Origin of the sequence: Methylobacterium sp. Leaf100, assembly GCF_001422845.1 — a bacterium.
GTDB lineage: Bacteria > Pseudomonadota > Alphaproteobacteria > Rhizobiales > Beijerinckiaceae > Methylobacterium.
The window spans coordinates 25,176-31,175 of the sequence record NZ_LMMW01000027.1 but is presented as its reverse complement, the minus strand read 5'-3'; the positions used below and the strand labels follow the sequence as shown (position 1 = coordinate 31,175).

The window sequence follows — 6,000 nt, the reverse complement described above, 5'->3', positions numbered from 1 at the left end:
CGAGCGCTATCCCAGCACGCTCGCAGATCTCCACATCGTCGCCTTCGTCTGCCTCATGCTCAAACAGGCCGCTCAACTCGCGGCCGGTTCATAACAGCCTCTAGGCAAGGTTCGCGACCCGCGTTGCTTGACGACTGGTATTTGGTATGCCAACGTTTGTGAACTGGCAAACAGCAACGCCGCAATCCGTCGCGCCAGACGCTTTCCACACCCGACGCCGACGCCATCGGTGTCCCGATCCCGTCCCTCACCGCGTCGCCGGCGCGGTGTGCGGGCTCGCGTGACCGCGGCCGGACCCGTCCGTCCGGTCGCCGGAAGACGAACCCAAGAACAACTCCAGGAGGAAACCATGTCCGCCTTAGCCCAGCGCATCGTCGAGGATCACGCCGCCGTCGAGCCCGAGATCACGGACGGGTTCCACCTCGTCATCGACGCCCTGAAGCTCAACGACATCAACACCATTTACGGTGTGCCGGGCATCCCGATCACCGATCTCGGCCGCCTCGCTCAGGCCGCCGGCATGCGGGTCATCTCGTTCCGCCACGAGCAGCACGCGGGCAACGCCGCCGCCATCGCGGGCTTCCTCACGCAGAAGCCCGGCATCTGCCTCACGGTCTCGGCCCCCGGCTTCCTCAACGGCCTGACGGCGCTGGCCAACGCCACCACCAATTGCTTCCCGATGATCCTGATCTCGGGCTCGTCCGAGCGCGAGATCGTCGACCTGCAACAGGGCGATTACGAGGAGATGGACCAGCTCGCCATCGCCAAGCCCCTATGCAAGGCCGCTTTCCGCGTGCTGCACGCCGCCGATATCGGCATCGCGGTCGCGCGCGCCATCCGGGCCGCCGTGTCCGGCCGGCCCGGCGGCGTCTACCTCGACCTCCCGGCCAAGCTCTTCAGCCAGACCATGGACGCGGAGGCCGGCGCCAAGTCCCTCGTCAAGGTCATCGACCCGGCCCCGGCGCAGCTGCCCGCCCCCGACGCCATCAAGCGCGCCCTCGACGTGCTCAGACAAGCCAAGCGCCCCCTCATCGTGCTCGGCAAGGGCGCCGCCTATGCCCAGGCCGACGACGCGATCCGCGACCTCGTCGAGCGCAGCGGCATTCCCTACGTGCCCATGAGCATGGCCAAGGGCCTGCTCCCCGACACCCACGCCCAGTCGGCGGGCGCGGCGCGCTCCCTCGTCCTGAAGGAGGCCGACGTCGTCCTTCTCGTCGGCGCGCGGCTCAACTGGCTGCTGTCCCACGGCAAGGGCAAGACCTGGGGGGCGCCCGGCTCGAAGAAGTTCATCCAGATCGACATCGAGCCCCGGGAAATGGATTCCAACGTCGAGATCGTCGCGCCCGTGGTCGGCGACATCGCCTCCTGCGTCGCCGCCCTCCTCGACGGCATGGGCCAGGGCTGGGCGGCCCCGCCCGCCGCTTGGACCGACGCCATCGCGGCCAAGCGCGACGAAAACCTCGCCAAGATGGCGGGCAAGCTGCGCAAGAACGCGGCGCCGATGGATTTTCACGGAGCCTTGGGTGCGCTCAAGACCATCATCCAGCAGCGGCCCGATGCGATCCTGGTCAACGAGGGCGCCAACACCCTCGATCTCGCCCGCGGGATCATCGACATGCACAAGCCGCGCAAGCGCCTCGATGTCGGCACCTGGGGCATCATGGGCATCGGCATGGGCTACGCCATCGCGGCGGCCGTCGAGACCGGCCACCCGGTGCTGGCGGTGGAGGGCGACTCGGCCTTCGGCTTCTCCGGCATGGAGGTCGAGACCATCTGCCGGTACAACCTGCCGATCTGCATCGTGGTGTTCAACAACAACGGCATCTATCGCGGCACCGACATCGACCCGACGGGCCGCGATCCGGCCACCACGGTCTTCGTGGCGGATTCGCGCTACGACCGGATGATGGAGGCCTTCGGGGGCGTCGGTGTCCACGCGACGACGCCGGACGAGCTGTCCCAGGCCGTCAACGCCGCCATGGATTCCGGCCGTCCGACCCTCATCAACGCGGTCATCGACCCGGCCGCCGGCACCGAGAGCGGCAACATCGGCAGCCTCAACCCGCAGAGCACGGTCCGCAAGAAGCCGGCCTGATCCGCTCGGCGTGAGCCTTCGCGTTTCGACGTGAAGCGCGACGCGCTCCCTCTCCTGGAAGGAGAGGGTTGGGGTGAGGTGTGGGACCTTTTCGGAGAGTTCGCATTCCTCACCCTGTCCCTCTCGTTTCAGCAGAGCGGACGCGAGTCACCCGTAGGCTGTGTGAGGGCCGTCCCCTCGGATTGATCGGCCCTCCGCGATCAAGCGACCCGAGTCGATGGATCAGCGTCCGGCGTCATGTTGCCTCAATCACCCGGTGAGACCATGAAAGCGCTCGAAAACGTAAAAATCCTCGACTTCACCCATGTCCAGTCGGGGCCGACCTGCACCCAGTTGCTGGCCTGGTTCGGCGCGGACGTGATCAAGGTGGAGCGGCCCGGAGCCGGGGATGCGACGCGCGATCAGCTTCAGGATCTGCCCGATGTGGACAGCCTGTACTTCACCATGCTGAACCACAACAAGCGCTCCATCACCCTCGACACCAAGACGCCCGAGGGCGTCGAGGTGCTGTGGCGGCTGGTGGCCGAGTGCGACGTGCTGGTGGAGAATTTCGCGCCGGGCGCGCTCGCCCGCATGGGCCTAACCTGGGAGACGATCCACGCCGCCAACCCGCGCATGATCCTCGCCTCGGTGAAGGGGTTCGGGCCGGGGTCTTACTCGGAGTGCAAGGTCTACGAGAACGTCGCCCAGTGCGTCGGCGGCGCGGCTTCGACCACGGGGTTCCGCACGGGGACGCCCATGGTGACGGGGGCGCAGATCGGCGATTCCGGCACGGGCCTGCATCTGGCGCTCGGCATCGTCACCGCCCTGTACCAGCGCACCCATTCGGGCCTCGGCCAGCGGGTGGACTGCGCCATGCAGGATTCGGTGCTCAACCTGTGCCGGGTCAAGCTGCGCGATCAGCAGCGCCTCGAGCGCGGGCCCCTGCGGGAATACAGTCAGTTCGGGGAGGGAATCCCGTTCGGCGATGCCGTGCCGCGGGCCGGCAACGATTCCGGGGGCGGCCAGCCGGGGCGCATCCTGAAGTGCAAGGGCTGGGAGACCGATCCCAACGCGTACCTCTACTTCATCACGCAGGGGCCGGTCTGGGAAAAGATCTGCGACGTCATCGGCGAACCGGACTGGAAGACCCACCCGGATTACGCGACGCCCAAGGCCCGCTTGCCGCACCTGAACGAGATCTTCACCCGCATCGAGGCCTGGACCATGGCCAAGACCAAGTTCGAGGCCATGGAGATCCTCAACGCCCTGCACATTCCGTGCGGGCCGATCCTCTCCATGAAGGAGATCGCGGAGGATCCGGGCCTGCGCGCCGCCGGCACCGTGGTGGAGGTCGATCACCCGACGCGGGGGCCGTACCTCACCGTCGGCAATCCCATCAAGCTCTCGGCGAGTCCGACGGAGGTGACGCGCTCGCCACTTCTGGGCGAGCACACGGACGAGATTCTTCGCGATGTGCTGGGCTACTCGGCCGTCGAATGCCTCGCCCTGTCGCGATCCGGCGCCATCGGCGCCCCCGTGGGGATCGCCGCCGAGTAGGGCTTCGTGTCGTCGGAGTTTTCAGGCGATCCCGGCGAAACGGCCGGCGGTGGTGGCTGCGGCGGCGTGATCGGCGGTGCTGCGGGTGCCGGTCTCGGGCGACAGGCGATCGGCGGCCTTGACGACGAGGAGAACCTGAAGGGCGATGAGGCTGACGGTCGAGATGATGACGGTGGTGAGCATGGCGGGTCCCCTCGGGTGATGTTGCAGCGCTTCTATGCCATGGTGCAGCGCAAATTGGTATATCACATTTCTAACACCAGCATTGTCCGGTGAGCATGGCTTGAGCCCGGAGGTCGTTCCGGTCTAGGCGGGGCGCAGGCCTTCCGGTGGGCGAGGCCCCGATTCCGGTGGCGAACAGTCCGGTCCGATGACGGTTTCTCGCTGGGCCCGGGCCATGACGCGACCCGACCCTGACGGCGCAGCGGTTCGCTGGTTCGCCCGGTTGGGACCGGCCGCATGACGCCTCGGCACGCGGCGTGATAGGGGCCGGACGCGGGCGCAGCGTCTTGCGAGCGCCCGAGCCATCGTCCGAGCGGAGTGACGGGATGACCTCCAGAATGGTGCGGCGCACGCGGATGGCCGGGTTTGGAGCCCGGGTTCCGGTCTGCCTCGTCCTGCTGCTGCCCGGCCTCGCGGTCCCGGCAGACGAAGCGCGGGCGGATTCCAACGAATGCCGCCGGGTCCCGGCGCTCTCCGAAGGTCCGGCCCCGGCCCTCGGGCGCATCACCGCCGCGGGCCGGACCGCGTTCCTCAAGGACGGGCTGGCTCAGGACGGCTGTCCCGAGGCGGGGGCGGCCTGCCGCGAGCGGGCCTATCTGGTGGCCGGCGACGGCGTGATCCTGACTGATCGGCGCGGGTCCCATGTCTGCGCCACCTACCCGGGTGCCCGGGACGGGGCCGACCGGACCGGGTGGCTGCCCGCCGCGGCCGTCGCCGACGAACCCGCAGGTGCCCTCACCCCGGAGGGCTGGTCCGGCACCTGGACGAAGGCGGAGGCCGAGATCCGCCTCGCGGCCGGCGTCAAACCCGGCACCGTCGCGGTGAAGGGCGACGCCACCTGGGGCATGGGCGACCCCGAGCGGATGCGGCGCGGCGGCGTCCACACCGGCGAGATCGAGGGCGAGGTCGTCCCGGCGGGCGACGCCGCGCGCTTCGCCATGGGCGAGGGCGGCAACGTACCGGTGGAGACGGCCGACGCGTACACCTGCAAGGTGTGGCTGCGGCGCCTCGGCCCCTGGCTCGTCGTCGACGACAACCTCGCCTGCGGCGGCGCCAACGTCACCTTCCGGGGCGTCTACCGGCGGCGGCCGTGATTCTTCGGGGTCTCCCAGCCGCGCTGTTCGGCATTCTCCTGGCGATCGGTCCGGGGGCTTGCGCCCCCGAGCGCCCGCCCACGGTTCCGGAGATCGAGGCGTTCCTCGGCGTCGCCCTGCCGCCCGGCCACCGCGACCTCCACGCGGTGAACGAGGCGGGGATCGACCGGCTGATGCGCCTCGGCTTCGACGCGCCGGCGGCGGATGCGGACGCCTTCGCGACCCGGCTCGTGCCCGACGGTCTCGCGCCCGGCCTCGATCCAGGCCTGCTCATCCTGGGGACGGGCCTCCCGGGGTGGCCCGCCGCCTGGCCGAAGGGCAGTGCCGGTGGCGAGACCCTGATCCCGGGCCGGCGCAGCCGGAAAGTCGTCGTCGCCCCCGCGGGCCCGGGGCGGCGCCGGGTCTGGGTCGCGGTGTTCACCCTGTGAGACCCGATCGCCTGCGTCTTGCGATTCTCGTTCCGCTCCTGCTGGCGCCCGGGCGGAGAACTTCGCCGATGGCGGCCATGCGCGGTACGTCGTCGGGTGCCGAAAAGTGGAGAGGGCGCCGGGCGGCTTCCGCCCCGATGCCGCCTGTCCCTCCGCCGCCGATGCCGCGCGGCCGGGGCGTTTCGCTCCACCGGACGATGCGGACCGCGTCTTCCTGCTCGAACGGCGGCCGCGCGGATTGCGCCGGGCGGCCGTGACCGCCGGGCGCATCAGGCCGGTGGCGTCCGGAGGACGAGGCCGACCACCACCAGGGCGCCGAGTACCAGCATCGGGATCGAGTAGTACTGCATCGGAATCCAGAACAGGGTGTGCTTTCGGACCAGCAGGACGCGCTGCCCCGTGCGTGCGTCGATCATCTCCCGGCCGGGCCGGCCGTTGAGGCGCTTGCCCAGGACCCAGTTCGCGCTCGCTCCGACCAGCCACGCCAGCACGAGGCCGGTGGGCGCGGGGATGCCGACCCTGGGCAACTGGAGATCGAGAAGCACGCCGCCCGCGAAGGCGATAGCGGCGATGAGGACGCTGAGGACGCCCCAGCCGGACCAGATGATCATCGGTGTCTTCT

At 69.6% G+C, this 6,000-nt stretch carries 6 protein-coding genes and 1 pseudogene; 5 read left to right on the top strand and 2 right to left on the bottom strand.

The genetic code is table 11. The features are described 5' to 3' along the window. From ASF25_RS23655 to frc, 3 genes and pseudogenes are all read left to right on the top strand, one after another. Nucleotides 1-94: pseudogene (locus tag ASF25_RS23655) on the top strand (IS5/IS1182 family transposase); the annotation flags it as partial. A 255-nt stretch (nt 95-349) separates the two neighbouring features. Beyond that, nucleotides 350-2,095, top strand: coding sequence for an oxalyl-CoA decarboxylase (gene oxc / locus ASF25_RS14360; RefSeq protein ID WP_056169474.1), 1,746 nt, complete (start codon nt 350-352; stop codon nt 2,093-2,095). Between the two features lie 264 nt (nt 2,096-2,359). Further along, a complete protein-coding gene (gene frc / locus ASF25_RS14355; protein WP_056305387.1) occupies nt 2,360-3,634 on the top strand; it encodes a formyl-CoA transferase in 1,275 nt (424 codons plus the stop codon). Between the two features lie 21 nt (nt 3,635-3,655). Here frc and ASF25_RS22770 read toward each other — a convergent pair whose 3' ends face one another. Beyond that, nucleotides 3,656-3,817, bottom strand: coding sequence for a hypothetical protein (locus tag ASF25_RS22770; RefSeq protein WP_156368987.1), 162 nt, complete (start codon nt 3,815-3,817; stop codon nt 3,656-3,658). 365 nt (nt 3,818-4,182) lie between these two features. Between ASF25_RS22770 and ASF25_RS14350 the strand changes: the two genes are divergently transcribed. Both ASF25_RS14350 and ASF25_RS14345 read left to right on the top strand, forming a co-directional pair. Next, nucleotides 4,183-4,950, top strand: coding sequence for a hypothetical protein (locus tag ASF25_RS14350; RefSeq protein WP_244473026.1), 768 nt, complete (start codon nt 4,183-4,185; stop codon nt 4,948-4,950). Next, a complete protein-coding gene (locus ASF25_RS14345) occupies nt 4,947-5,378 on the top strand; it encodes a hypothetical protein (protein WP_056305385.1) in 432 nt (143 codons plus the stop codon). The genes ASF25_RS14350 and ASF25_RS14345 overlap by 4 nt, the downstream gene beginning before the upstream one ends. 269 nt (nt 5,379-5,647) lie before the next feature. On the opposite strand, the gene ASF25_RS14340 is transcribed toward ASF25_RS14345, so the two are convergent. Next, nucleotides 5,648-5,989, bottom strand: coding sequence for a hypothetical protein (locus ASF25_RS14340; protein ID WP_056305383.1), 342 nt, complete (start codon nt 5,987-5,989; stop codon nt 5,648-5,650). Nucleotides 5,990-6,000 lie beyond the last annotated feature (11 nt).